Annotated in this window: 20 protein-coding genes and 1 riboswitch; of the genes, 13 read left to right on the forward strand and 7 right to left on the reverse strand. The window is 73.0% G+C overall.

Annotated features, from left to right (window positions below):
* Positions 1-50: 50 nt before the first annotated feature.
* A complete protein-coding gene (locus ACIQVI_RS27205; RefSeq protein ID WP_351969644.1) occupies positions 51-572 on the reverse strand; it encodes a hypothetical protein in 522 nt (173 codons plus the stop codon).
* A 257-nt stretch (positions 573-829) separates the two neighbouring features.
* On the opposite strand from ACIQVI_RS27205, the gene fmt reads away from it, so the two are divergent.
* From fmt to ACIQVI_RS27245, 8 genes are all read left to right on the forward strand, one after another.
* Positions 830-1,762 (forward strand): methionyl-tRNA formyltransferase, encoded by a 933-nt coding sequence (fmt, locus tag ACIQVI_RS27210; protein WP_121828855.1) that lies wholly within the window; start codon positions 830-832, stop codon positions 1,760-1,762.
* A 186-nt stretch (positions 1,763-1,948) separates the two neighbouring features.
* Positions 1,949-3,361, forward strand: coding sequence for an RsmB/NOP family class I SAM-dependent RNA methyltransferase (locus ACIQVI_RS27215; protein WP_403600408.1), 1,413 nt, complete (start codon positions 1,949-1,951; stop codon positions 3,359-3,361).
* Positions 3,362-3,511: 150 nt separating this feature from the next.
* A complete protein-coding gene (rpe, locus tag ACIQVI_RS27220) occupies positions 3,512-4,195 on the forward strand; it encodes a ribulose-phosphate 3-epimerase (protein WP_351969646.1) in 684 nt (227 codons plus the stop codon).
* 135 nt (positions 4,196-4,330) lie between these two features.
* On the forward strand, positions 4,331-5,380 hold the full coding sequence (locus tag ACIQVI_RS27225; RefSeq protein ID WP_403600411.1) for a sugar-binding transcriptional regulator: 1,050 nt from the start codon (positions 4,331-4,333) through the stop codon (positions 5,378-5,380).
* 102 nt (positions 5,381-5,482) lie between these two features.
* Entirely contained in the window at positions 5,483-5,920 is a 438-nt protein-coding gene (locus ACIQVI_RS27230) for a ribonuclease domain-containing protein (protein ID WP_403600414.1), read from the forward strand.
* A complete protein-coding gene (locus tag ACIQVI_RS27235) occupies positions 5,910-6,242 on the forward strand; it encodes a barstar family protein (RefSeq protein WP_351969648.1) in 333 nt (110 codons plus the stop codon). Before ACIQVI_RS27230 ends, ACIQVI_RS27235 begins: the two co-directional genes overlap by 11 nt.
* Positions 6,243-6,347: 105 nt before the next feature.
* Positions 6,348-7,790 (forward strand): GuaB1 family IMP dehydrogenase-related protein, encoded by a 1,443-nt coding sequence (locus ACIQVI_RS27240; RefSeq protein WP_351969649.1) that lies wholly within the window; start codon positions 6,348-6,350, stop codon positions 7,788-7,790.
* A 76-nt stretch (positions 7,791-7,866) separates the two neighbouring features.
* Positions 7,867-8,376, forward strand: a complete 510-nt coding sequence (locus ACIQVI_RS27245) for a GNAT family N-acetyltransferase (RefSeq protein ID WP_403600417.1) — start codon at positions 7,867-7,869, stop codon at positions 8,374-8,376.
* Here the strand turns inward: ACIQVI_RS27245 and ACIQVI_RS27250 are convergent.
* A complete protein-coding gene (locus ACIQVI_RS27250; RefSeq protein ID WP_403600420.1) occupies positions 8,365-9,384 on the reverse strand; it encodes a GDSL-type esterase/lipase family protein in 1,020 nt (339 codons plus the stop codon). The genes ACIQVI_RS27245 and ACIQVI_RS27250 overlap by 12 nt on opposite strands.
* A 341-nt stretch (positions 9,385-9,725) precedes the next feature.
* Between ACIQVI_RS27250 and ACIQVI_RS27255 the strand changes: the two genes are divergently transcribed.
* A complete protein-coding gene (locus ACIQVI_RS27255) occupies positions 9,726-11,201 on the forward strand; it encodes an amino acid permease (protein ID WP_403600423.1) in 1,476 nt (491 codons plus the stop codon).
* A gap of 10 nt (positions 11,202-11,211) precedes the next feature.
* Complete coding sequence (locus ACIQVI_RS27260; RefSeq protein WP_015032260.1) at positions 11,212-11,667, forward strand: Lrp/AsnC family transcriptional regulator; 456 nt, start codon at positions 11,212-11,214, stop codon at positions 11,665-11,667.
* A 16-nt stretch (positions 11,668-11,683) separates the two neighbouring features.
* On the opposite strand, the gene ACIQVI_RS27265 is transcribed toward ACIQVI_RS27260, so the two are convergent.
* On the reverse strand, positions 11,684-12,241 hold the full coding sequence (locus ACIQVI_RS27265; RefSeq protein ID WP_403600426.1) for a Repetin: 558 nt from the start codon (positions 12,239-12,241) through the stop codon (positions 11,684-11,686).
* Between the two features lie 282 nt (positions 12,242-12,523).
* On the opposite strand from ACIQVI_RS27265, the gene ACIQVI_RS27270 reads away from it, so the two are divergent.
* Positions 12,524-13,330 (forward strand): carbon-nitrogen hydrolase family protein, encoded by an 807-nt coding sequence (locus ACIQVI_RS27270; RefSeq protein WP_351969654.1) that lies wholly within the window; start codon positions 12,524-12,526, stop codon positions 13,328-13,330.
* A gap of 55 nt (positions 13,331-13,385) precedes the next feature.
* Positions 13,386-15,077: a flavin monoamine oxidase family protein gene (locus tag ACIQVI_RS27275; protein WP_403600429.1), complete on the forward strand. Its 1,692-nt coding sequence runs from the start codon at positions 13,386-13,388 to the stop codon at positions 15,075-15,077.
* A gap of 12 nt (positions 15,078-15,089) precedes the next feature.
* Here ACIQVI_RS27275 and ACIQVI_RS27280 read toward each other — a convergent pair whose 3' ends face one another.
* From ACIQVI_RS27280 to ACIQVI_RS27290, 3 genes are all read right to left on the reverse strand, one after another.
* Positions 15,090-15,797, reverse strand: a complete 708-nt coding sequence (locus ACIQVI_RS27280; RefSeq protein WP_403600432.1) for a DUF5995 family protein — start codon at positions 15,795-15,797, stop codon at positions 15,090-15,092.
* A 73-nt stretch (positions 15,798-15,870) separates the two neighbouring features.
* Positions 15,871-17,265 (reverse strand): solute carrier family 23 protein, encoded by a 1,395-nt coding sequence (locus tag ACIQVI_RS27285; protein WP_351969657.1) that lies wholly within the window; start codon positions 17,263-17,265, stop codon positions 15,871-15,873.
* Between the two features lie 123 nt (positions 17,266-17,388).
* Entirely contained in the window at positions 17,389-18,612 is a 1,224-nt protein-coding gene (locus tag ACIQVI_RS27290; protein WP_121828841.1) for an MFS transporter, read from the reverse strand.
* 263 nt (positions 18,613-18,875) lie between these two features.
* Between ACIQVI_RS27290 and ACIQVI_RS27295 the strand changes: the two genes are divergently transcribed.
* Positions 18,876-20,000: an ROK family transcriptional regulator gene (locus tag ACIQVI_RS27295; RefSeq protein WP_403600436.1), complete on the forward strand. Its 1,125-nt coding sequence runs from the start codon at positions 18,876-18,878 to the stop codon at positions 19,998-20,000.
* A 143-nt stretch (positions 20,001-20,143) separates the two neighbouring features.
* Here the strand turns inward: ACIQVI_RS27295 and ACIQVI_RS27300 are convergent, their stop codons facing one another.
* Positions 20,144-22,513, reverse strand: a complete 2,370-nt coding sequence (locus ACIQVI_RS27300) for a chitinase C-terminal domain-containing protein (RefSeq protein WP_403600439.1) — start codon at positions 22,511-22,513, stop codon at positions 20,144-20,146.
* Between the two features lie 242 nt (positions 22,514-22,755).
* Positions 22,756-22,885: riboswitch (FMN riboswitch) on the forward strand.
* The last annotated feature ends 80 nt before the right edge of the window (positions 22,886-22,965 follow it).

Here is a 22,965-nt window from a genome sequence, read left to right on the forward strand (position 1 = left end):
GAGACGGCCGCCCGTCCCACGAGGGGCGGGCGGCCGTGGTGTCTCGTGCGTCAGACGTTCCGGGGTGCGGGGAAGGCCGACGGGCGGGGGTCGTCGCGGAGGGCCGAGCTGCCCGACGAGGGCTGCGGCGGCATCGAGCGGGCGGCGGGGACCGAGGGGACGGGACGGATCCCGCCCGGCTCCACCCCGTGCTCCTGCTCCACGGCGGCGCTCTGCTGGGGGGACGCCCGGCGGGCGCCGTAGCGGCGGTGGACGGCCTGCTTGGTGACCCCGAGCGCGGAACCCACCGCGTCCCACGAGAAACCGAGCGAACGGTCGAAGTCGACCGCGGCGGTCACCAGGGTCTCGACGCTGTCCCGCAGCTCCTGGGCGAGGCGTACGGTCGGGGCGGGCGCGCGCCCGTAGACGACGAAGCCCGTCGACGGGCCGGAGCGGCGAGGGCGGTAGACATTGCCCAGCTGGGCCGTGAGCGTGCGCAGCGCGTCCACCTGCCGCCGGACCCGCTCGATGTCCCGCACGAGCAGGTGCAGACTCGCCCGGGCTTGGGCGTCGTGGGTTGCGTGGTCGGCCATGTGAAAGCCTCTCGAACCGGCGTATGAGGGAGCGGGTCGCGAGGGGGAGCGGCGACCCGGTGAGGTCAATCTCTCTTGACCAACGCGCCACCGGGAGTTGGGTCACGCTGCGGGGGCGTACACGCATATGCGCGGAGCGCCCGCCCCTCCGTACGCCCCCTTCCGCCCCGGTGCCGCGCGCCGGGCGGGACCCGCCGGGCACCGCCTAGACTGGTGCGCTGCCCCAACGCCCCCGGAGAGACAGGCAGTCGCCCCCCATGAAGCTCGTCTTCGCAGGCACCCCCGAGGTCGCCGTTCCCGCCCTGGACGCCCTGATCGCCTCCGGGCGGCACGAGGTGGCCGCCGTGGTCACCCGGCCCGACGCCCCGGCGGGACGCGGCCGGCGGCTGGTCGCCAGCCCGGTGGCCCAGCGCGCGGAGGAGGCGGGGATCGAGGTCCTCAAGCCGGCCAGGCCCCGCGACGAGGACTTCCTCGCCCGGCTGCGGGAGATCGCGCCGGACTGCTGCCCGGTCGTCGCGTACGGCGCCCTGCTGCCCAAGGTCGCCCTCGACGTTCCGGCCCGTGGCTGGGTCAACCTGCACTTCTCGCTGCTGCCCGCGTGGCGCGGGGCGGCGCCCGTGCAGCACGCGCTGATGGCGGGCGACCAGGTGACGGGCGCCTCCACGTTCCTGATCGAGGAGGGGCTCGACTCGGGCCCGGTCTACGGCGTGGTCACCGAGGACGTCCGCCCGACCGACACCAGCGGCGACCTGCTCACCCGGCTCGCCTTCGCGGGCGCCGGGCTGCTCGCCGCGACCATGGACGGCATCGAGGACGGCACGCTCCAGGCCGTCCCGCAGCCCGTCGAGGGCGTCACCCTCGCCCCGAAGATCCAGGTCGAGGACGCCCACGTCGACTTCGCGGCCCCCGCACTGCGGGTGGACCGGGTGGTGCGCGGCTGCACCCCGGCCCCCGGCGCCTGGACCGTCTTCCGGGGCGAGCGCCTCAAGCTGATCCAGGTCACGCCCCTCCCGGACCGCACCGACCTGGCCCCGGGCGAGCTCTCGGTCGGCAAGAACAACGTGTACGCGGGCACCGGCTCGTACGCCGTCGAACTCCTCTGGGTCCAGCCCCAGGGCAAGAAGCCGATGAAGGCCGCCGACTGGGCGCGCGGGGTCCGGATCGCCCCGGGGGAGCGGCTGGGCGCGTGACCCCGGCCTCCCCTTAGGCCCCGCCCGGCGCCCCGGGCGAACGGCCGCGCGGCGGATCACGCGGCTGCCCTCACCGGGCCGCGGGTCCGGAACGGCCCGGGCGGGCGCCGCACCGCCCCGGGTCCGCCCCCGCGAGGGACTACGCTGGGAGCGTTCGACCTCGTCATTTCGTCACGCGGAGCACCTTTGAGCGAGCAGGCACGTCGCCGTCCCCCCAAGCCCTACCGGAAGCCCAAGAAGGATCCCGTCCGGATCCTCGCCTTCGAGGCGCTGAGGGCGGTCGACGAGCGGGACGCCTACGCGAACCTGGTGCTGCCGCCGCTCCTGAAGAAGGCCCGCGAGGGCGGGGACTTCGACGGGCGGGACGCGGCCCTCGCGACCGAGCTGGTCTACGGGACGCTGCGCCGCCAGGGCACGTACGACGCGATCATCGCCGCCTGCATCGACCGCCCGCTGCGCGAGGTCGACCCGCCCGTGCTCGACGTGCTCGCGCTCGGCGCCCACCAGCTCCTCGGCACCCGCATCCCCACCCACGCCGCCGTCTCCGCCAGCGTCGAGCTGGCCCGGGTGGTGCTCGGCGACGGACGGGCCAAGTTCGTGAACGCCGTGCTGCGGAAGATCTCCCGGCAGGACCTGGACGCCTGGGTGGCCCAGGTCGCCCCGCCGTACGACGACGACCCCGAGGACCACCTCGCCGTCGTCCACTCGCACCCCCGCTGGGTCGTCTCGGCGCTCTGGGACTCGCTCGGCGGCGGCCGCGCCGGGATCGAGGACCTCCTGGAGGCGGACAACGAGCGCCCCGAGGTCACCCTCGTCGCCCGCCCCGGCCGCTCCACCACCGAGGAGCTCGCCGCGGCCGTCGAGACCCTGCCGGGCCGCTGGTCCCCGTACGCCCTGCGGATGGCGGAGGGCGGCGAGCCCGGCGCCATCGAGGCGGTCGGGGAGAGCAGGGCCGGCGTCCAGGACGAGGGCAGCCAGCTCGTCGCGATCGCCCTCGCCAACGCCCCCGTCGAGGGCCCCGACACCCGCTGGCTCGACGGCTGCGCGGGCCCCGGCGGCAAGGCCGCGCTCCTCGCCGCCCTCGCCGCCCAGCGGGGCGCCGCGCTCCTCGCCTCCGAGAAGCAGCCGCACCGCGCCCGCCTGGTCGAGCGCGCCCTCGCCGGCAACCCCGGCCCGTACCAGGTGATCGCCGCCGACGGCACCCGCCCGCCGTGGCGCCCCGGCTCCTTCGACCGGGTCCTGATGGACGTGCCCTGCTCGGGCCTCGGCGCCCTGCGCCGCCGCCCCGAGGCCCGCTGGCGCCGCCGCCCCGACGACCTGGACGGCTTCGCCCCGCTCCAGCGCGCGCTGCTCACCGAGGCGCTGAGCGCGGTCCGCGTCGGCGGCGTCGTCGGCTACGCGACCTGCTCGCCGCACCTGGCCGAGACCCGGGTCGTCGTCGACGACGTCCTGAAGAAGACCGGCGGCGCCGAGCTGATCGACGCCCGCCCGCTGCTGCCCGGCGTCCCCGCCCTCGGCGAGGGGCCGGACGTCCAGCTGTGGCCGCATCTGCACGGTACGGACGCCATGTACCTGGCGCTGCTGCGCCGGACCGCCTGACCCCGGACCGCTCCACCCTTCGATCACCCGACCGCAATATCCCGGTCCGTCCAGGTCCCGGACTCGTCTTTTCGTACCGAACCTGGTCCGGACCTGAATCGAAACCGCCCAGCGGCAAAGAAGTGCCCAAGAACGTGGGAGGCTTGGCGCATGGCGCAGATCAACCCCAGCATCCTGTCCGCGGACTTCGCCCGGCTCGCCGAGGAGGCCGAGGCGGTCCAGGGAGCCGACTGGCTGCACGTCGACGTGATGGACAACCACTTCGTGCCCAACCTGACGCTGGGCGTGCCGATCGTGGAGTCCCTCGCCCGCGCGACGGACACCCCGCTCGACTGCCACCTGATGATCGAGGACCCCGACCGCTGGGCCCCGCAGTACGTGGAGGCCGGCGCCGGTTCGGTGACCTTCCACGTCGAGGCGGCCGCCGCCCCCGTGCGGCTCGCGCGGGAGATCCGGGCCAAGGGCGCCCGCGCCTCCATGGCGCTCAAGCCGGCCACGCCCGTCGAGCCGTACGAGGACCTGCTCCCCGAGCTCGACATGCTGCTGATCATGACCGTCGAGCCCGGCTTCGGCGGCCAGGCCTTCCTCGACATCATGCTGCCCAAGATCCGCCGCACCCGCGAGCTGATCTCCAAGCACGGTCTGGAGCTGTGGCTCCAGGTCGACGGCGGGGTCGCGGAGTCCACGATCGAGCGGTGCGCCGAGGCCGGCGCCGACGTCTTCGTCGCGGGCTCGGCGGTCTACGGAGCGGCCGACCCGGCCGCCGCCGTCGCCTCGCTGCGGGCCCGCGCCGAGACTGCGACGGCCTCCGCCGCGTGGGCGTGTGGCCACTGAGCCTCCGGCGGATGAACGCGGCCCGTCGGGCCGCCGACAGGACTGATCAAGGCCCGTCGTTTCTGACAGGATGAACGGCGAGCAGGAGTGTGAACGACCTCGGCGCGTGAACGGCGTGCCGCGGGCAAGCGGTACGTGAACGGCAGTGAGGAGATCGCGGTGGCGGGTATGTCGGCGGGACGGTCAGCCCTGCGGATGGGCCCCGCGGAGCTGGTGCAGGCGGCGGCCATGGCCCGCCGCTTCTACCTGGAGGGCAAGTCCAAGATCCAGATCGCCGAGGAGTTCGGCGTGAGCCGCTTCAAGGTGGCCCGGGTCCTGGAGACCGCCCTGGAGCGCGATCTCGTACGGATCGAGATCCGCGTGCCGGCCGAGCTGGACGCCGAGCGCTCCGACGCGCTCCGCGCCCGCTACGGGCTCCGCCACGCCGTCGTCGTCGAGTCCCCGGCGGAGGGCGAGGACGAGTCGCCCGACCCGGAGAACCTCGGCGAGGTCGCCGCCGACCTGCTCGGCGAGCTGGTCGCCGAGGGTGACGTCCTCGGCCTGGCCTGGGGCCGCTCCACCATCCACATGGCGGCCGCCCTCGACCGGCTGCCGCCCTGCACGGTCGTCCAGCTCACCGGCGTGTACGACGCGGGGACCGCCGAGCGCGGCTCCGTCGAGGCCGTCCGCCGGGCCGCCCAGGTCTCCGGCGGCGAGGCCCACCCGATCTACGCCCCCATGCTGCTCCCCGACCCGGCGACGGCGGCCGCCCTGCGCAGCCAGACCGGCATCGCGCGGGCCTTCGAGTACTTCGACAAGGTGACCGTCGCCTGCGTCTCCATCGGCTCCTGGGAACCGGGCATCTCCACCGTCCACGACATGCTCTCCGACGAGGAGCGCGCCCACTACGCCTCGCTCGGCGTCGCCGCCGAGATGTCCGCGCACCTCTTCGACTCCGAGGGGCGCCGGGTCGGCCGCGACCTGGGCGAGCGCTGCATCACCGTCGAGGCGGACCGGCTGCGCCGGATCCCCGAGGTCGTCGCCATCGCCGGCGGCCAGCGCAAGGCGGCGGCGATCGGCGCGGTGCTCCGCTCCGGGCTCGTCACCAGCCTGGTGACCGACCGCGCCGCCGCGGACTACCTGCTCACCGAGTCCGCCCCCGGCACCCACCCGGCGCTCGACCGGACGGACCCCGACGGCAGCTGAGCCGCGCGTTCCCCGGGGGCTTCGGCGGTGCGTACGCCGTCGTGCGTCCGGGCCGCGCGTGCCCCCGGGGTCCGGGCCGTCCCGCGACGGTATGTTCGGGACATGCTGCTCCGGCCCCCGCGCGTGCTCCTCGCGCTCGTCCTCTCCGTCCTCCTGGGCGGCTTCCTGGCCGGGTGCTCCCCGTCCGGCGGAGGCGCGGGAACCGCCGCCCCGACCCGTACGACCGCCTCCGCCGCGCCCACCGGGACCTCCGGCCTGCCCGTCGTCCGGACCGCCGACCTGCCGCCCGAGGCGCGCGCGACGCTCGCCCTCATCGCGCGCGGCGGGCCCTACCCGTACGCCAAGGACGGCACCGTCTTCTCCAACTTCGAGAAGGTGCTGCCCCGCGAGGAGCGCGGCTACTACCGCGAGTACACCGTGAAGACCCCCGGCGCACGCGACCGGGGCGCGCGCCGCGTCGTCACCGGGCGGAACGGCGAGGCGTACTACACCGCCGACCACTACGAGACCTTCCGGGAGGTGGTCGCGGATGAACCCTGACGACCCCGTCGTCCTCGACCTGACCGGAGTCGCGGACAAGGCCGCCCTCATGGACCGGTGCGCCGAGGCCCTCGCGCTGCCCGACTGGTTCGGCCGCAACTGGGACGCCCTCGCCGACTGCCTCACCGACCTGCCCCGGCCCGTCGTCCTCGTCGTCACCGGCTGGCGGGGGTACGCCGAGGCCCGGCCGCGCGAGTGGCGGACCGCCCAGGAGGTCTTCGCCACGGCGGCCGACGAGAGCCCCGCCCGCCTCTCCGTCCTCCTCTCCCTGGGCCGGTCCTTCGGAGGATCCTCCGAACCACCTGCCGCGAGACTCGGATGATCGGCCCGGGTCTGGTATGCGTACACCCGTGGGACAATGAACTACGTGCTTTTTCCCCTGGCTGAAATGCCTAGGGGCCGATCCGAATGACTGGGATGTCAGCACGTGCGTTTCCTCAATGACGTCAAGCCGCCCTACGACCTGACGTACGACGATGTGTTCATGGTGCCGAGCCGCTCGGCCGTCGGCTCCCGCCAGGCCGTGGACCTCTCCTCGCCCGACGGCACCGGGACGACCGTCCCGCTCGTCGTGGCCAACATGACCGCCATCGCGGGCCGCCGGATGGCCGAGACCGTAGCCCGCCGCGGCGGCCTGGTCGTCATCCCGCAGGACATCCCGATCGAGGTCGTCACCGACGTGATCTCGTGGGTGAAGAGCCGCCACCACGTCCTCGACACCCCGATCGTCCTGGAGCCGCACCAGACCGTCGCCGACGCGCTCGCCCTGCTGCCCAAGCGCGCCCACGACGCCGGCGTCGTCGTCGACGGGGACCGGCGCCCGGTGGGCGTCGTCACCGACGCCGACCTCTCCGGCGTGGACCGCTTCACCCAGCTCTCCGAGGTCATGTCCAAGGACCTGCTCCTCCTGGACGCGGACATCGACCCGCGCGAGGCCTTCAACACCCTCGACGCCGCCAACCGCCGCTACGCCCCCGCCGTCGACGCGGAGGGCAGGCTGGCCGGCATCCTGACCCGCAAGGGCGCCCTGCGCGCGACCCTCTACACCCCGGCCGTCGACGCCAAGGGGCGGCTGCGCGTCGCCGCCGCCGTCGGCATCAACGGCGACGTGGCGGGCAAGGCCAAGCAGCTCCTCGACGCGGGCGTCGACACGCTCGTCATCGACACCGCGCACGGCCACCAGGAGTCGATGATCTCCGCCATCCGGACCGTCCGGGCGCTCGACCCGCAGGTCCCGATCGTCGCGGGCAACATCGTCGCCGCCGAGGGCGTCAAGGACCTCATCGAGGCGGGCGCGGACATCATCAAGGTCGGCGTCGGCCCCGGCGCCATGTGCACCACCCGCATGATGACCGGCGTCGGCCGCCCGCAGTTCTCGGCCGTCCTGGAGTGCGCCGCCGAGGCGAAGAAGTACGGCAAGCACGTCTGGGCCGACGGTGGCGTCCGGCACCCGCGCGACGTCGCCATGGCCCTCGCCGCCGGCGCCTCCAACGTGATGATCGGCTCCTGGTTCGCCGGTACGTACGAGTCGCCGGGCGACCTCCACCAGGACGCCAAGGGGCGCTTCTACAAGGAGTCCTTCGGCATGGCCTCGGCCCGCGCCGTCAAGAACCGGACCTCCGACGAGTCCTCCTACGACCGCGCCCGCAAGGCGCTGTTCGAGGAGGGCATCTCCACCTCCCGCATGTTCCTCGACCCGCAGCGTCCGGGCGTCGAGGACCTGATCGACTCGATCATCGCGGGCGTCCGCTCCTCCTGCACCTACGCCGGCGCCGGCTCGCTCGCCGAGTTCGAGGAGAAGGCCGTGGTCGGCATCCAGTCCGCCGCCGGCTACGCCGAGGGCAAGCCGCTGCACGCCAGCTGGAGCTAGCCCCTCCGCACGCGCGAAGGCCGTGGGCCCCGGGAGAACACTCCCGGGGCCCACGGCCGTCCCGTACGGTCGGGGCATGGAGCGCACGGAGATCGGGCCCTGCCGGGCCGAGGACGTCCCCCTGCTCGACCGCCACCTGCCCGCCCCGGGCGCACCGACGCGCCACGCCGACCGGTTCGCCCGCCAGGAGGCCGGGACCGGCACCTATCTGCTCGCCCGGAGGGGCGGGGAGCCCGTCGGACACGGCCAGGTGCGCTGGGACGGCTGCGCGGCCCCCGAGGTGCGGGCCGCGGTGGGGGACTGCCCGGAGTTCAACGGCCTCGACGTACGGGCCGACCTCCGGGGCCGGGGCATCGGCACGGCCCTGATCCGCGCCGCCGAGGAGCTGGCGCGCGCCCGGGGGCGCACCTCCCTGGGCCTCGGGGTCGCCCGCGACAACCCGCGCGCGGCGGCCCTGTACGCGCGGCTCGGCTACGCACCCGTCACGGCGTACACCGACCGCTGGACCCGCACCGACCGGGACGGGCGCGTCCACGAGGAGGCCGACGCCTGCGTCTTCCTGGTCAGGGAGCTGTCAGCGGACTGACGGAGCCGGGGACGGGTCCGGGAGGTCCGGGAAACCGCCCAGGGCCTCCGCCACCGCCGCCGCGATCCGGGCGTGCCCCCGGTCGTTCGGGTGCAGCCCGTCCGCCAGGTGCTCCGGGCCGAGCAGCGGGCCGCCGGAGAGGACGCGGAGGTGCCCGTCGCCCTCGGCCGCCAGGTCCCGGCCCGCCCGCTCCATGGCCCGGCGCAGCTCCGTGAGGGTCGCCCCGAGGGCGTTGCGGGTGTGCTCGGCCTCCGGGCGCAGGACGGGCGAGACGACGAGCAGCGGGGTCTCGGGATGGCCCTTGCGGACGAGCCCGACGAACGCCCGGACCGTCTCGTACAGCCAGTCCGCCGTCGCGGGCGCCTTGGACCAGCAGTTGGTGCCGAACGCCAGGGTGATCAGCTCGCCCGGGAGCCGCGCCAGGTGCTCGGCGAGGGGCAGTTCGCCGCGCGCCGCGCCCGCGTACCCCAGGTTGACCGGGTCGAGGCCGAGCAGGCGGCCCGCCGTGGCCGGCCAGGAGCGGGCCGGGCGGGTCGACCACCAGCCCTCGGTGATGGAGTCGCCGTGGACGAGCCAGCGGGGCCGGGCCGGGGCGGGGGAGAGGCCGCCGCCGACGGCCCGCAGGGCGAGCGGCACGGGCGCCTGGCCCTCCGGCAGGTACACGCTGAAGACGCCGCCGCCCGGGGGCAGCGGGAGCTTCACGACGGTCTCGGCGGCCGGGGCGACACAGGTCTCCCCGACGAACCGCGCCCCGCTCCAGAGGGCGAAGCAGTGGCGCAGGTCGCGCAGCGGGTCGTCCGGATCCGGGACGGCCGCCCGGTAGCGCAGCTCCACCGCGCGCGTGCCGGGCGCGGCCGTGAACTCGATGCGCACCCCGATGGGCAGCTCCGCCCGCGCCGCCACGTCCCACGGCAGCCGCGCCAGATCGTCCGGGTCGGCCCGCACGGGCCGCCTCCCGTCCAGCCAGGCCGTGCCGCGCAGGAACGGTTCCGGGTCGAGCCAGTCCACCGGGGCCTCCGATCGTCGGGCCGCCGGGCCTCGCGGAGCGGGTCGTCCGGCACGTAGAGCCCATGCGTGCGTGGATCGCACCATGCCCCCGATGTACGGATTCATGCGGGGGAGCGCAATGTTTCCCCCCTTCGTGCCGCAAGTGCGCAATGATCATCCGGCATTGCGCAACAACCCTGCATTACGAGTGCGAACCCTGAGCCTTAGGCTCGTGCCTCGTACCAGGAGTGGCGGCGACCGCCTGCTCGGCGGTTCCGTCCCCCCGTGGGCTGCTCCGGCATGTCCGCACACCGCCGCGGTCCCCGCTCCGCCCCCACAGGCAGCGATAAGGAGCCTCCGCAGTGCTGGACCACGGCGTAGCCCCACCGGTCGGCGACACGACCGCCCCCAAGCCCTCCGCTCTTCGTTCCCTCACCCGCCGCAAGCCGGTGGAAGCCCTGGTCGCGGAGGGTGGGCAGGGCGAGGGCGGCAGCCTCCGCCGGTCCCTCTCGATGTGGCAGCTGACCATGATCAGCATCGGTGCCACGCTGGGCACGGGCATCTTCGTCGTCCTCGGCGACGCCGTCCCGGAGGCGGGCCCCGCGGTCACCCTGGCCTTCGTCATCGCCGGCCTCGCGGCCCTCTTCTCCGCCCTCTCGTACGCCGAGCTGGCCGGCTCCATACCGGTCGCGGGCTCCTCGTACTCGTACGCGTACGCAACGATGGGCGAACTCGTCGCCTGGGTCTGCGGCTGGTGCCTGGTCCTGGAGTACGGCGTCTCGGTCGCCGCCGTGGCCGTCGGCTGGGGCGAGTACCTCAACGAGCTGCTCGACGGCACCATCGGGGTCACCCTCCCCGAAGCGGTCTCCTCGGCCCCCGGCGAGGGCGGCTTCATCAACCTGCCCGGCCTGATCGTCGTCCTGCTCGCGATGGTCTTCCTGCTCGGCGGCGCCCGCGAGTCCGCCGTCGTCAACACGATCATGGTGTTCGTGAAGATCGCCGCGCTCGTGCTCTTCTGCGCCATCGGCTTCATGGGCTTCAAGTCCGGCAACTACGCCGACTTCATGCCGCTCGGCATGGCCGGCGTCAGCGCCGCCGGGGCCACCCTCTTCTTCTCGTACATCGGCTTCGACGCCGCCTCCACCGCCGGTGAGGAGGCGAAGAACCCGAAGCGCGACCTCCCCCGCGCGATCATGCTCTCGCTGCTCATCGTCACCGTCCTCTACGTCCTGGTCGCGGCCGTCGCCGTCGGCGCCTGGAACTGGAAGGACTTCGACGGCTCCGAGGCCACGCTCGCCGCGATCATGAACGACGTCAGCGGCCAGAAGTTCTGGGGCACCCTGCTCGCCGCCGGCGCCGTCATCTCGATCGCCAGCGTCGTGCTCACCGTGCTCTACGGCCAGACCCGGGTGCTCTTCGCGATGTCCCGCGACGGCCTCGTTCCCAAGGTCTTCGGCAAGGTCAACGCCAAGACCGGCACCCCCCGCGTCAACACCGTCATCGTGTCGCTGTTCTGCGGCGCCCTCGCCTCCGTCATCCCGCTGGGCAAGCTCGTCGACGCCACCAGCATCGGCACCCTGTTCGCCTTCGGTCTGGTCAACATCGCAGTGATCGTGCTCCGCAAGACCCGCCCGACGATGAACCGCACCTTCCGCGTGTCGCTCGGCTGGACCTTCCCGATCCTCGGCTTCCTGGCCTGTGCGTACCTCATGTGCAACCTGGACGCGATCACCTGGGCCGTCTTCGGTTGCTGGATGGCCGCCGGGCTCGTGTTCTACTTCCTGTACGGTGTGCGCCGCTCCCGTCTGGCCACCGCAGCGCCCTCAGCAGAGAAGTGATCCACCCGTAGTGCGACTCAACGACCTCGACGAACGCATCGTCCACGCCCTCGCGGAGGACGCCCGCCGCTCGTACGCCGACATCGGCTCGCTCGTCGGCCTCTCCGCGCCCGCCGTGAAGCGGCGCGTGGACCGGCTCCGGGCCGAGGGCGCCATCACCGGCTTCACCGTACGGGTGGACCCGGCGGCGCTCGGCTGGGAGACCGAGGGGTTCGTCGAGATCTACTGTCGCCACAACACCTCGCCGGACGACATCCGGCGGGGTCTGGAGCGGTACCCCGAGGTGGTGTCCGCGTCGACCGTCACCGGTGACGCGGACGCCGTCGTCCAGGTCTTCGCCTCGGACATGCGCCACTTCGAGCGCGTCCTGGAGCGGATCGCGGGCGAGCCCTTCGTGGAGCGCACCAAGTCCGTCCTGGTGCTCTCGCCGCTGCTGCGCCGCTTCTCCTCGGGCTCGCCCGCGTAGGACCCGCCCGCCGGGGTCACTCCGTCGGGTACTCGAGCTTCCAGGGCAGCACCCTGAAGTCGCCGGTGCCGGCCTTCACCTTCTCGAAGGGGGCGGGGCTCATGCACGGCGGCAGTTCCGCGTCCCCCTCCTTCGTGATCCAGCTGTACCCCAGGCGGTCGCGCTTCCCGTCGTCGTGCACCGAGATCCCGACCCGCTCGTTCCGGAACTCGTCCACGTCGGTCTCGATCACGACGCCCGTCACCACGGCCACCTTGCCGCCCGTGGTGAGGCAGTCGACCTTCGCCACCGCGTAGCCCCCCTGGCCGTCCTTGTAGTGGCTGAACCGGAAGGTGCCGGTCGCGGCCCGCGGGTCCATGGTGTCCTTCGCCGCCAGGTGCGCGTCGAAGGAGAACGTGATGTCGTCCCCGGCCGGCCGGTACAGCTTGGCCGTGCCGGTCAGCGCGGCCGCCTCCCGCCCGCCGTGCCGGGCGGCGGATTCCCCGCCGTCCGCCGAGGCGGTGGCGGAGCCCGCGGCCCCCGCGCAGATCAGGAGTGCGGCGGTCAGGGAGACGATCCTCGTACGACGGTTCATGGGCGTTCCGTTCCTCTTGGGCCGGTCGATCGGACGCCCCTCACTCTTCCGCGCGGACCGCGCCGGGGCGTCGCGCCGCGGAACGGTCCCCGTCTCCGCCGGGCGGCGGGGGAGGCGTACGACCACGGCGGGAGCCGTACGCAACGAATCGCCGCCGCGAGCGGGGATCGCGCAACGGTTCGACGGTCGGTCCGCAACGCTCCCGCCTTGTCCCGGCCGAGCCCGGAACCGTACCGTTTTTGACGTCTTCCCCCTGTACTCCGGACCCCCCCGAGGATCGCCATGCCCGCGCTGCGCACCGCCCTGCTCCAGAGCTCCGGCGAGCTCGGTGACGTGGCCGCCAACCTCAAGATCCTCGACGAGGCCGCCGCCCGGGCCGCCGCCGCCGGGGCGGGCCTGCTGCTCGCCCCCGAGCTGTTCCTCACCGGCTACGCCATCGGCGCCGACATGGCCCGCCTGGCCGAACCGGCCGACGGCCCCTCCGCCCGCGCCGTCGCGGCCGTCGCCGTCCGCCACGGCCTGGCCGTCGGCTACGGCTACCCGGAGCGCAACACCGAGGAGCACGGCGTCCTCCACAACTCCGTGCGGCTCGTCGGCGCCGACGGCGTCCCGCTCGCGAACTACCGCAAGACCCACCTCTACGGCGCCTTCGAGAACCAGTGGTTCACGCCCGGCGACGACGGCGTCGTCCAGGCCGAGCTCGGCGGGCTCACCGTCGGCCTGATGATCTGTTACGACGTCGAGTTCCCCGAGAACGTCCGGGCGCAGGCCCTGGCCGGCACGGACCTCCTCCTCGTGCCGACCGCGCTCATGCACCCCGCCGAGGTCGTCGCCGAGTCCGTCGTGCCCGTGCGCGCCTTCGAGAACCAGCTCTACATCGCGTACGCCAACCGGACCGGCCCCGAGGGCGACTTCGAGTTCGTCGGCCTCTCCGTGCTCGCCGCCCCCGACGGCACCGCCCGGGCCCGCGCCGGACGCGGCGAGGACCTCGTCGTCGGCGACGTCGACCCCGCCTTCCTGGCGGCCTCCCGCGAGCTGAACCCCTACCTCCGCGACCGGCGCCCGGACCTCTACGGCCCCCTGGTCTGAGCCCCCCTCGTCCTCCCGCCTCACCCTTCTTTTCCGTGCAAGGAGTCCGTACCCCATGACGTCCACGGTGCCCACCGCCGTCCAGCACACCGACGCGCAGCCGCCGATCACCATGTTCGGTCCGGACTTCCCGTACGCCTACGACGACTTCCTGGCCCACCCGGCCGGGCTCGGCCAGATACCGGCCACCGAGCACGGCACCGAGGTCGCGGTCATCGGCGGCGGCCTGTCCGGGATCATCGCCGCGTACGAGCTGATGAAGATGGGCCTCAAGCCCGTCGTCTACGAGGCCGACAAGATCGGCGGCCGGCTGCGGACCGTCGGCTTCGAGGGCTGCGACGACTCGCTGACCGCCGAGATGGGCGCCATGCGCTTCCCGCCCTCCTCGACCGCGCTCCAGCACTACATCGACCTGGTCGGCCTGGAGACCGTTCCCTTCCCGAACCCGCTCTCCGAGGCCACCCCGTCGACCGTGGTCGACCTCAAGGGCGAGTCGCACTACGCCGAGACCATCGACGACCTGCCGCAGGTCTACCGCGACGTCGCCGCCGCCTGGGGCAAGTGCCTGGAAGAGGGCGCCGACTTCTCCGACATGAACACCGCGATGCGCGAGCGGGACGTCCCGCGCATCCGCGAGATCTGGGCGCAGCTCGTCGAGAAGCTCGACAACCAGACCTTCTACGGCTTCCTCTGCGAGTCCGAGTCCTTCAAGTCCTTCCGGCACCGCGAGATCTTCGGCCAGGTCGGCTTCGGCACCGGCGGCTGGGACACCGACTTCCCCAACTCCATCCTGGAGATCCTCCGCGTCGTCTACACCGAGGCCGACGACCACCACCGCGGCATCGTCGGCGGCTCCCAGCAGCTGCCGCTGCGCCTCTGGGAGCGCGAGCCGGAGAAGATCGTCCACTGGGCGCAGGGCACCTCCCTCGCCTCCCTGCACGGCGGCGACCCGAAGCCGGCCGTGACCCGGCTGAACCGGACCGCCGGCAACCGGATCACGGTCACCGACGCCTCCGGCGACATCCGCACGTACCGGGCGGCGGTCTTCACTGCCCAGTCCTGGATGCTGCTGTCCAAGATCGCCTGCGACGACTCGCTCTTCCCGATCGACCACTGGACGGCGATCGAGCGCACCCACTACATGGAGAGCTCGAAGCTGTTCGTGCCCGTCGACCGGCCGTTCTGGCTGGACAAGGACGAGGGCACCGGGCGCGACGTCATGTCGATGACGCTGACCGACCGGATGACCCGCGGCACCTACCTCCTGGACGACGGCCCGGACAAGCCGGCCACCATCTGCCTCTCGTACACCTGGTGCGACGACAGCCTGAAGTGGCTGCCGCTGTCCGCGAACGAGCGGATGGAGGTCATGCTGAAGTCGCTCGGCGAGATCTACCCGAAGGTCGACATCCGGAAGCACATCATCGGCAACCCGGTGACGGTCTCCTGGGAGAACGAGCCGTACTTCATGGGCGCCTTCAAGGCGAACCTGCCGGGCCACTACCGCTACCAGCGGCGCCTGTTCACCCACTTCATGCAGGACCGGCTGCCCGAGGACAAGCGGGGCATCTTCCTCGCCGGCGACGACATCTCCTGGACGGCCGGCTGGGCCGAGGGCGCGGTGCAGACGGCGCTCAACGCGGTCTGGGGCGTGATGCACCACCTCGGCGGCTCCACCGACGCCACCAACCCGGGTCCGGGCGACGTCTACGAGGAGATCGCCCCGGTCGAGCTGCCGGAGGACTGACCCCCGTACCCGTTACGGACCGGCCAGGGGCGTGAGCAGCATCCGCCCCACCAGGCCCACCGACCGGTCCAGGCGCTCGGTGAACTCCCCGGCCAGCTCGGGGAGCCCGCGCAGCTGCCAGAGCGAGCGGGCCGCCAGCCAGGCCCCGTCCCTGGCCCGGTCCAGGGACCAGCAGCCGAGCAGATGGGTGAGCGGGTCCGCGAGCTCCAGGAGGTCCGGGCCCGGCATCAGCTCCTCCCGGATGCGCTCCTCCAGGAGGACGAGGACGTCCCCGACCCGGTCGAACTCGTCCTCCAGGTCGGCGGGCGCGCACCCCAGGTCCCGGCAGGCGTCCACGACGGCGAGCGCCAGGTCGTGGCCGATGTGCGCGTTGATCCCGGCGAGCGCGAACTGCAGCGGGCGGACGCCGGGATGGCGCCGGTAGTGGAAGAGGGGCCGCCAGCAGGCGGGCGCCGGGCCGCCGAGGGCGAGGGCGTCGACCGCCGCGAAGTACCGCTCGGCGAACCGCACGTCGAGCGTGGCGGCCGCCCGCCGGTCCCCGAAGGCGCCCGCCTCGATGGCGTGGCCGATCTCCTCGGTGACGGTCAGGTAGACCCGGTTGAAGACGGCGACCCCGTCGGCCGGGTGCCAGGCCGAGCGGAGCGCCCGCATCCGGTCCACCACCGGGTCGACCGCCAGGAAGGGTCCGAGTTGCCGCCCGGGCTGCTGGGTCTGCGCCATGGGGGCAGGGTCCCAGCCGCCGGGCCCGCGGGGGAGCCTTCCGGGCCCGGCTTCCCCAGAACGGGCGAATCCCTCAGCTCTTCGCCCCGCCGTCCGTTCCGCTCTCGTACGAGCTGGTGCCGGAGTCCAGGAGCGGTTCCTGCTCCTTGAGGTGGGCCGGGGCGAAGGCCCGCAGCACGTGGTAGCCGGTGATGACGACGATCGTGCCGAGCGCGATGCCGCCCAGCTCGAAGGTGTCGGTGAAGGTCAGCTTCACGCCGCCGACGCCGATGATGATGCCGGCGGCGGCCGGGACCAGGTTCAGCGGGTTGCGCAGGTCGACCCCGGCGTTGATCCAGATCTGGGCGCCGAGCAGGCCGATCATGCCGTACAGGATGACGGTGATGCCGCCGAGGACGCCGCCGGGGATGGCGGCGACGACCGCGCCGAACTTCGGGCAGAGGCCGAAGAGCAGCGCGAAGCCGGCCGCGGCCCAGTAGGCGGCGGTCGAGTAGACGCGGGTGGCGGCCATGACGCCGATGTTCTCGGAGTACGTGGTGTTCGGCGGGCCGCCCACGGCGGTCGACAGCATCGAGGCGGCGCCGTCGGCGGCGATCGCGGTGCCGAGCTTGTCGTCCAGGTTGTCCCCGGTCATCTCGCCGACGGCCTTGACGTGCCCGGCGTTCTCCGCGATCAGGGCGATGACCACGGGCAGCGCGACCAGGATCGCGGACCACTCGAAGCTGGGGCCGTGGAAGGAGGGCAGGCCGATCCAGTCGGCCTTCGCGACGCCGGAGAGGTCGAGCCGCCAGTGGTCGGTGACCTGGCCGGACGGCGCCATCGAGTGGATCTTGCCGAAGGTCAGGTCGAGCACCCAGGACAGGGCGTAGCCGAAGACCAGGCCGAGGAAGATCGCGATCCTGGACCAGAAGCCGCGCAGACAGACCACGGCCAGACCGGTGAACAGCATCACCAGGAGCGCCGTCCACTGGTCCTGCGGCCAGTAGGTGGCCGCGGTGACCGGGGCGAGGTTGAAGCCGATCAGCATGACGACGGCGCCGGTCACGATCGGGGGCATCGCCGCGTGGATGATCCGCGCGCCGAACCTCCGGACCGCGAGGCCCGCCAGGAAGAGCACGGCGCCGACGACGAGGACCGCGCCGGTCACGGTGGCGCTGGTGCCGCCGGAGGCCCGGATGGCGGCGGCGACGCCGACGAAGGAGAGCGAGCAGCCCAGGTAGGACGGGACCGTGCCCCGGGTCGCCAGGAGGAAGATCGCGGTCGCGACGCCGGACATCATGATCGCGAGGTTCGGGTCGAGGCCCATGAGCACCGGCGCCACGAAGGACGCCCCGAACATCGCGACCACGTGCTGGGCGCCGAGTCCGACGGTCCTGGGCCAGGAGAGCCGCTCGTCCGGGCGGACGACGGCCCCCGGAGCGGGTGTTCTCCCGTCCCCGTGCAGGGTCCAGCGCACGCCGAGGTTCATGAGGTCGCTCCCGTTCTCCGGTTCCGGCGGTCGCGTCGTGACCGCAAAAGATCAGCCACATGGTATGCGCGACGACCGGCCGGGGACGCCCGGGAGGACGGCGTCCCCGGCCGGTGGCCGCCGTTACGCGGCCGGGCCCCCGCTCTTCGCGGGGACGCCGTCCGCCGGGGCCGCCGCAGGGCCCTTCCCGTCGGCGTTCCGGAGCACGCCCGCGCCGAGCACCAGACCGAAGGCGAGCAGCGTGACCAGCGTGAACGAGAAGACGAGCGAGGTCGCGTCGGCGATGCCGCCGATCGCGGAGGGCGCGATGAGACCCGAGGTGTACGTGATGGTGGCGACGCCCGCGATGGCCTGGCTGGGGTTCGGGCCGCTGCGCCCGGCCGCCGCGAAGGCCAGCGGGACGACGACCGCGATCCCGAGTCCGATCAGACCGAATCCGGCCAGGGCGACGGCGGCGTGCGGGGCGAGGACGACCATGAGCCCGCCGAGGGTGGCGACGACGCCCCCGACCCGTACCGTACGGACCGCGCCGAAGCGGTCCACCACCCGGTCGCCGACCAGCCGCGCCACGGCCATCGTCAGGGCGAAGGCGGTCGTCGAGGCGGCCGCGAGCCCGGCCGAGGTGCCCAGCTCGTCCCGGAGGTAGACGGCCGACCAGTCGAGGCTGGCGCCCTCCGCGAACACCCCGCAGAAGCCGATCGCGCCGATGACGAGCGCGGACTTCGGCGGCAGCGAGAAGCGCGGCGGCGCCTCCTCCTCCGGGGTGCTGCGCACGTCGAGGACGCCCTGGCAGAAGACCAGGCCGAGCGCGGTGAGGACGAGGGCCGCGATCAGGTGGTGGATCCGGGCGTCGGCGCCGAGGTGGGCGGCGACCGTGCCGGCGGCGGAGCCGATCAGGGCGCCCACGCTCCACATGCCGTGCAGGCTCGACATGATGGAGCGGCCGAGCCGGGTCTCGGTCTCGACGCCCAGCGCGTTCATCGCCACGTCGGACATGCCGGCGGTCGCGCCGTACACGAAGAGCGCCCCGCACAGGCCCCAGACGTTCGGGGCGAGCGAGGGCAGGATCAGGGAGAGCGTCCACAGGACGAGCAGGCCGCGCAGCGCGGTGCGGGCGCCGAAGCGGTGGGAGATCGCCCCGGCGAGCGGCATCGCGAGCGAGGCGCCGAGCGCGGGGAAGGCGAGCGCGAGCCCGAGCTGCCCGGCGCTCACGCCCGCGTGCTCCTGGATCCAGGGGATGCGGGTGGCGAAGCTGCCGGTGACCGCGCCGTGGACGCAGAAGACGGCGGCGACGGCGAAGCGCGCCCGCCGCAGGCGTTCGGTGGTGGTGACGGTCTCCGCCGCCATGGGCCCTCCCGGTGTCGTGATGTGCCGCCGTCGTGGCGTGCCGTTGCCGTGGTGCGCCGGCGTGATGCGTCGACGGGGGATGCGTCGGTGTCGTGATGCGTCGGTGTCGTGGTGCGTCGGTGTCGTGGTGCGTCGGCGTCGTGGTGCGCCGGTGTCGTGGTGCGCCGGTGTCGTGGTGCGTCGCGTAAACTATCAGGAACCCTGCCTGATAAATAGTCCGCAGGGAGGACCCCCGCCGCGGGACCGTCTGAGAGGATCGCCGCATGGCCGCATCCCCGAGCACCGCACGGGCCATCAACGACCGGCTCGCCCTGCGACTGCTCCAGGACGAGGGCCCGTTGACGGCCGCTCAGCTCAAGACGCTCACCGGACTCTCCCGTCCGACCGTCGCCGACCTGGTCGAGCGGCTCCGGAGCTCCGGACTCCTCCACGTCGTCGGCGAGGCCGGGGCCGAGCGCCGGGGCCCCAACGCCAAGCTGTACGGGATCGTCGCGGGCCGCGCCCACCTCGCCGCCCTCGACGTGCGCACCCGCTCGGTCTCCGTCACCGTCGCCGACCTGCTGGGCACCACGCTCGCCGAGGCCTCCGCGCCCGTCGGCGACGACGGCGGCACCGGACCGGCCGTGGAGAAGGCCGTCGCCCTCCTGGAGCGGACCGTGAAGGAGGCCGGCGTCGACGCGCCGCACAGCGTCGCGGTCGGCGCCCCCGGCCTCATCGAGCCGGTCACCGGCGAACTCCGCGACTCCACGGGGCTGCCCGCCTGGCACCGACGGCTCGTCGCCGTCCTCCAGGAACGGCTCCCCGCGCGTGTGCTCGTCGAGAACGAGACCAACCTCGCCGCCCTCGCGGAGCTGCGCGAGGGCGCGGCCCGCGACCGCGAGGACTTCGTCCTGCTCTGGCTCGGCCAGGGCGTGGGCGCCGCCGTCGTCCTCGACGGGCGGCTGCGCCGGGGCGCCTCGGGCGGGGCGGGCGAGATCGGCTTCCTGCCGGTGCCGGGCACCGGCGGGCTTCCCTCGGCCACCGGCTGCGACGGCGGCTTCCACGAGCTGGTCTGCACCGCGGCCGTCGAGGCGCTCGCCCGGGAGCACGGGCTCGCCCCGGAGACCGCGCTCGCCTCCGGCCACGAGCCCTTCCTGGACGCCGTCGCCCGCCGCCTCGCCGTCGGCGCGGCGGCCGTGGCCTCGGTCCTCGACCCCGGCTGCGTGGTCCTGGGCGGCGAGACCGGCCACAGCGGCGGCGCGGCCCTGGCGGCCCGGGTGGAGGCGGAGCTCGCCGCCCTCTCGCCGCTGCGCACCGAGGTCCGGGCCACCGCGCTCGGCGACGCGGCCGTCCTGCGCGGCGCCCTCCTCATGGCCCGGGACGCGGCCCAGGAGGACCTGTTCCCGTAGGGGAGCGGTTCCAGAGGGCCGGGGAACGCCACCGCGCCGCGCCCCGGACAGGGGAGCGCGGCGCGGAGGGTGCCCGGCGGCGGCAAGGGCCGTGAGTTTCCGCCGCCGGGGGTTCTCGGAAGGGTTCCTTCAGGAGGTGGGGATCAGCAGGCGCCGAGGTCCTTCCAGACGCCCCACTCGCCGGTCGTGCCCGGCGCCTCGTTCTGGGTCCACCACTGGGCCTTGTACTTGCGGCCGTTGTGGGAGACCTCGTTGCCCGCGTTGTAGATCGTGCCGGCCACGTACGCCGGGGCGGTGCAGCCGGTGGGCGGCGTCGTCGGCGGGGTCGTGGGCGGGGTGGTCGGCGGGGTGGTGGGAGGCGTCGTCGGCGGCGTGGTGGGCGGGGTGGTGCCCGTGCCCGGCTGCACGAGCGTCGTGCCGCGCGCCAGGTCGCCGGCGAGGGCGTACGCCGTGCCGTTGATGTTCACCGTCCAGTTGGAGGGGGTGGACACCGGCAGGTAGTAGTTGAACGACAGGTCGACCGTCGCGCCCGGGGCCAGCGTCTGCCAGGCCGGGAGCTTCAGGGAGACGCGGTGGAAGTCGCCCTTCAGACCGCCGACGTTGCCGCCGGTGTGGTCGCTGCTGATCACCTTGGTGCCGAAGCCCGACTGGTCGGAGGCGTTGGCCGGGGCCGCGGTGGAGTAGTCGAACTGGAACTCCGTGCCGCCGGGCAGCGTGGCCGTGGTGTTGTTGGTGATCTTCAGCTTGGGCGTGATCGGGTAGTTGGAGTCGCCCAGCTTGAACTCGGTGAAGTCCACCGCGATGTCGACCGCCTGCGAGGGCAGCGCCTTGTTGGACTTCTTGGCGCCGTACGGGGCGGCCGTCTTGAACTTGTCGTACATCAGCGAGGTGAGGGTGGAGCCCGCCTCGTACTGGCCCTTGGCCGCGTTCCAGCCGTAGTCGCCGGCCATCTCCCAGACCATGGTGCCGCCGATGCCGCGGTCGACCACGTACTCCGCCTTCTTGGCCACCGACTGCTCGTCCTCGGTGGAGAGGAAGACCTTCTTCTGCGCGTTCCACAGCCACGGCGCGACCAGGGTCGAGTCGTACTTGCGGGCGTAGGTACCGGTGAGCTGGGTGTTCGCCGGGAAGCCGTACTGGGTCACGTAGTCGCCGACGATCCCCTTCTCCAGGTTCTTGGCGTGCCACATCGGGTTGGAGCCCGCGGGGGACTCGACGCCGTTGTCGTCCTTGTCGTGCCAGAGGTTGTCGATGCCGACGGCACCGTCACCGCACTTGGTCAGGCCGGAGCCCGCCGGGCAGGAGGACGCGGCGGCCTTGCCCCACAGGCCGTCCGTGCCGCCCTGCACGTTCTTGTGGCCGCGGGTGTAGTACGGCAGGCCGATGTTGATGCGGCCGGCCGGCATGGAGCCGCGGAAGTAGTGGTACGCCCAGTCGGTGTTCAGGTAGCCGATGCCGCCGTACTGCGCGCTGCCGTAGACGTTGGCGGAGGCCAGCTCGGCGTCCTTGCCGTCGTCGAACAGGGAGGCGTTCGGGCCGACGTACTCGTTCCAGGCGCCGTGCAGGTCGTACGACATGATGTTGACGTAGTCCAGGTACTTCTGGACCTGGAAGGTCTCCATGCCGCGCAGCAGGTAGCCGGAGGAGGGGGCGGCGACGGTCAGCAGGTAGTGCTTGCCGTCGGCGGCGCCGGCCCGGTCCAGCTTCTCGCGCAGGGTCTTCATCAGGGCCGCGTAGCCCTTGTTGAGGCCGGCGCGGCGGGCGTTGGAGATCGGGAAGTCGGCCGGGTGCCCGGCGTCCTTCATCGAGGTCGGGTACTCGTAGTCGATGTCGACGCCGTTGAAGCCGTACTTCTTGATGAAGTCCACAGCGGAGTCGGCGAAGGTGTTGATGCCCGCCTGGTTCACGGAGCCGTCCGCGTTGGTGGCCATCGTGTAGAAGCCGCCGGAGCCGACCCGCTTGCCGCTGTCGTCGAAGTAGCCGCCGGTCTCGGCCCAGCCGCCCACGGAGATGAGCGTCTTGACGTCCGGGTGCTGCTTCTTGAACTTGTTGAGCTGGTTGAAGTGCCCCTTGTAGGGGAGCGCCGGGTCCATCTCGGCGCCCGCGACCCCGGGCCAGGTCATGCCGGTCGCCGCGTTGTTCGGGCCGTCGGTGCCCACGGACACCTTGTTGGCCGCGTCCACGTGCGCGAAGGCGTAGTTGATGTGGGTGATCTTGTCCCACGGGATGTCGTCGGCGAGGTAGGCGTCCTGGCCGTTCTTGCCGGTGCGCCAGCCGGTGAAGTAGCCGATGACCCGGCGCTGGTGGTCCGCGCCCATCTTCTCGCGGCCCTCGGCGTCGTAGACCGAGCAGTACGGGACGTCGACGCCGGGCGTCTTGTAGAGGCCGTCGGGGCGACAGGACTCGTTGTCGGCCGCGTACGAGACGCCGCCGGAGAGCGAGCTGAGCAGCAGTCCGGCGACGGCCGCGCCGGAAGCGAGCAGCGAGGCTCTCTTCGTCGTGGGGGACAACACGATCGATTCCTCCTGGGGAGGTGATGGAACACAACGAACAAGGGGGTGGGTCGTGTTGGGCCCGTGGAGTGCGCACCCCGGCGGACCGTTACCTCGGAGGTGAAACGGAGATTAAGAGGACTAGACCAGTGCGTCAATAGGTCTGGACCAAAGAAGGTGAATGTGGGATCCTGTGAGCCAGCCCACAGGATCGTGGCCGCACCGTGTTCACCGGCCGTGGCACACTGGCCCTGTATCAGCAGCAGCGCACTCCGGGGTCGGTGTAATTCCGAACCGGCGGTATAGTCCGCGACCCGTCCGCAGCCAGCGGCCGGTTGACCAGGTGAGATTCCTGGACCGACGGTGAAAGTCCGGATGGGAGGCAGTGCGCGGCGGGTGACCCCTTTCGAGGGGTGTGCCGGCCGTACGTCCGTCGTACGCCGTTCTCCGGCGAACCGGACCCTCGGCCCCGG

Origin of the sequence: Streptomyces sp. NPDC098101, from assembly GCF_044760185.1 — a bacterium.
In the GTDB taxonomy this organism is placed as follows: Bacteria; Actinomycetota; Actinomycetes; order Streptomycetales; family Streptomycetaceae; genus Streptomyces.

Excerpts from the sequence above, each read along its gene's own strand:
- ACIQVI_RS27270 (WP_351969654.1), top strand. The coding sequence starts at position 12,524 with ATGCCCGCGCTGCGCACCGCCCTGCTCCAGAGCTCCGGCGAGCTCGGT.
- ACIQVI_RS27290 (WP_121828841.1), bottom strand. The coding sequence starts at position 18,612 with ATGGCGGCGGAGACCGTCACCACCACCGAACGCCTGCGGCGGGCGCGC.
- ACIQVI_RS27265 (WP_403600426.1), bottom strand. The coding sequence starts at position 12,241 with ATGAACCGTCGTACGAGGATCGTCTCCCTGACCGCCGCACTCCTGATC.
- ACIQVI_RS27280 (WP_403600432.1), bottom strand. The coding sequence starts at position 15,797 with ATGGCGCAGACCCAGCAGCCCGGGCGGCAACTCGGACCCTTCCTGGCG.
- ACIQVI_RS27285 (WP_351969657.1), bottom strand. The coding sequence starts at position 17,265 with ATGAACCTCGGCGTGCGCTGGACCCTGCACGGGGACGGGAGAACACCC.
- ACIQVI_RS27275 (WP_403600429.1), top strand. The coding sequence starts at position 13,386 with ATGACGTCCACGGTGCCCACCGCCGTCCAGCACACCGACGCGCAGCCG.
- ACIQVI_RS27235 (WP_351969648.1), top strand. The coding sequence starts at position 5,910 with ATGAACCCTGACGACCCCGTCGTCCTCGACCTGACCGGAGTCGCGGAC.
- ACIQVI_RS27245 (WP_403600417.1), top strand. The coding sequence starts at position 7,867 with ATGGAGCGCACGGAGATCGGGCCCTGCCGGGCCGAGGACGTCCCCCTG.
- rpe (WP_351969646.1), top strand. The coding sequence starts at position 3,512 with ATGGCGCAGATCAACCCCAGCATCCTGTCCGCGGACTTCGCCCGGCTC.
- ACIQVI_RS27295 (WP_403600436.1), top strand. The coding sequence starts at position 18,876 with ATGGCCGCATCCCCGAGCACCGCACGGGCCATCAACGACCGGCTCGCC.
- ACIQVI_RS27205 (WP_351969644.1), bottom strand. The coding sequence starts at position 572 with ATGGCCGACCACGCAACCCACGACGCCCAAGCCCGGGCGAGTCTGCAC.
- ACIQVI_RS27230 (WP_403600414.1), top strand. The coding sequence starts at position 5,483 with ATGCTGCTCCGGCCCCCGCGCGTGCTCCTCGCGCTCGTCCTCTCCGTC.
- fmt (WP_121828855.1), top strand. The coding sequence starts at position 830 with ATGAAGCTCGTCTTCGCAGGCACCCCCGAGGTCGCCGTTCCCGCCCTG.